Raw genomic sequence first — 2,416 nt, 5'->3', positions numbered from 1 at the left:
TTCGACGAGCTGGCGGACAAGACGGCGCTGGTGGTGGGCGCGGGGGAGATGAGCGAGCTGGCGGCGCGGCACCTGAAGCAGGCAAAGGTGGGGCGGCTGATCATCACCAACCGCACGCTGGCGCGTGCCGAGGCCCTGGCCGCGGAGGTGGGCGGTGCGACAGCCCGGCCCTTCGAGGAGCTGCCCGCGCTCCTCAAGGAGGTGGACGTGGTGGTGTCCTCGACGGCCTCCCCGGTGCCGCTGTTCACGAAGGAGAATGTGGGGGCGGTGGGCCGGGCGCGCCGGTTCCGGCCCCTGTTCATGGTGGATCTCGCGGTGCCGCGAGACATTGCCCTGGACGTGACCCAGCTGGACTGGGTGACGGCCTACGACGTGGACGACATCCAGAAGTTCGTCGCGGAGAACGAGGCGGCACGGGCCGAGGAGGCGCAGAAGGCGGGTGTGCTGGTCATCCAGGAGGTGTCGCGCTTCATGCGCGACCGGGCGGTGCGGGAGGGGGTGCCAGTGCTGGCGCGGCTGCGGCAGCGGGCCGAGCAGATCGCCAAGGCCGAGGTGGAGAAGACACTGGCAGCGGTGGGCGAGGGGCTCTCGGACAAGCAGCGCAAGAGCATCGAGGCCATGGGGCGCGCCATCGTCAACAAGCTGCTGCACGAGCCCACCGCGCGGCTGCGCGCCGTGGGGCCAGAGAAAGAGGAGAGCAACCGGCTCGCGGGCGCCGCGGCCGAGCTGTTCGGGCTGATCGATGAGCCCGCCCCCATGGCGGCTGCCGAGCCCCAGAGTGCTCCGGCCGCCGTGGCGAATGGAGGCAAGCGATGAGCCGCGCGGTCCGGATCGCTACCCGTCAGAGCCCGCTCGCGCTGTGGCAGGCCCGGCACGTGGCGGCACTGCTCACGGCTCGGCACCCGGGGCTTGAGGTCTCCCTGGTGGAGATGAGCACCGAGGGCGATCGCTTCCTGTCGGCGCCGCTGTCCGCGGTGGGCGGCAAGGGGCTGTTCGTGAAGGAGATCGAGCAGGCCCTGATCGATGGGCGTGCGGACATCGCCGTGCACAGCCTCAAGGACATGACGTCCGTGCTGCCCGAGGGACTGATGCTTGCGGCGGTGCCGGCGCGCGAGGATCCGCGCGACGCGTTCTGCAGCCCCACAGGGCTCACGCTGGAGCGGCTGCCCCAGGGCGCAAAGGTGGGGACCTCCTCGCTGCGGCGCAGCTGCATCCTGCGCTCGCGCCGGTCGGATCTGGAGATCGTCAGCCTGCGCGGCAACGTACAGACGCGGCTGCAGAAGACGAAGGAGCTGGGGCTGGCCGGCGCGATGCTGGCGTACGCCGGGCTCAAGCGCCTGGGTCTGGAGCGGGAGATCACCGAGGTGCTGACGCCCGAGGTGAGTCTGCCGGCGGTGGGGCAGGGTGTGCTGGCGATCCAGTGCCGCGTGAATGATGCCGACGTGCGAGCCCTGCTGGCGCCGCTCGAGGATGCGGTGACGCGCGTGGCGGTGACGGCCGAGCGGGCGTTGCTGGCGAAGCTCGAGGGTGGCTGCACGGTGCCGCTGGCGGGCCATGCCACGGTGGTGGATGGCGTGGTGCACCTGCGCGGTTTCGTGGGGCGGCCGGACGGCTCGAAAGTGGTAGGGGGCGAGGTGCGCGGTCCGGTGAGCAACGCGCACGCGCTGGGCGAGGCACTCGCGGACGAGCTGCTCTCGCGCGGTGCCCAGGAGATCCTCCGCGACTTCGGGCGCACCGGCTATACGCCAAACTCCTGAGGCGGGCAGTCCACAGGAGAGAGAGGGATTCCGGGTGAGCCACGCCAGAGGGTCTCACCTGTTGCAGTGATTTCCTGACTCGGTTTCCGCGCGCGCTCCGCACCCGGGAGCTGGGCTAGAGTCCGTGCCCGTGGAACGGCGACTCGAAGGCAAGCGCATTCTGGTGACGCGCCCGAAGGAGCGGGTGGAGGAGCTGTGCTTCCTCCTGGAGGATGAGGGCGCGGAGGTGCTCAGCCTCCCCTTGCTGGAGCTGCGGCCGCCGGAGGATCCCCGGCCGCTGATCGCCGCCGCCGAGTCCATTCAACGCTACCGGTGGGTGGTGTTCGCCAGCTCCGCGGCCGTGGAGGCGCTCATGGAGGCCCTGCGCGAGGCCGGGACCGCGGACCGCATGGGCCAGGTGCGAGTCGCGGCCGTGGGGCCTCGCACTGCACGTGTGGCCGAGAGCTACGGCCTGAAGGTGGCCGCCGAGCCCGCCGAGGCCACCGGCCTGGGGCTCTACGAGGCCCTCCGCCCCGAGCTGCACCCGGAGGACGAGCTGCTCCTCCCCGCCGCCGAGGAGGGGCGCCGCGAGCTGGAGGTGGCGCTGCGTGAGCATGGCTTGCGCGTCACTCGGGTGACTGCCTACCGGACCACGCCTGCCTGCCTCCCTCCCGAGGCCG

General features: G+C 71.6%; 3 protein-coding genes. All 3 read left to right on the top strand.

Annotated elements, in window-relative coordinates; genetic code table 11:
• Positions 1 to 816, top strand: an 816-nt coding sequence (gene hemA, locus VD972_RS03445) for a glutamyl-tRNA reductase (protein ID WP_324980671.1), incomplete at its 5' end; no start/stop codon positions are given.
• The gene (hemC, locus tag VD972_RS03440) at positions 813 to 1,757 is read left to right on the top strand and encodes a hydroxymethylbilane synthase (RefSeq protein WP_324980668.1); all 945 of its coding nucleotides are present in this window, start codon (positions 813 to 815) and stop codon (positions 1,755 to 1,757) included. The genes hemA and hemC, both read left to right, overlap by 4 nt.
• 130 nt (positions 1,758 to 1,887) lie before the next feature.
• Positions 1,888 to 2,416 (top strand): uroporphyrinogen-III synthase (locus tag VD972_RS03435; protein WP_324980662.1); only part of this gene is annotated, 529 nt, incomplete at its 3' end.

Origin of the sequence: Hyalangium sp., from assembly GCF_035629615.1 — a bacterium.
In the GTDB taxonomy this organism is placed as follows: domain Bacteria; phylum Myxococcota; class Myxococcia; order Myxococcales; family Myxococcaceae; genus Hyalangium.
Note: the sequence above shows the minus strand (reverse complement) of the source record. Positions and strands in the feature narration are given on the sequence as shown.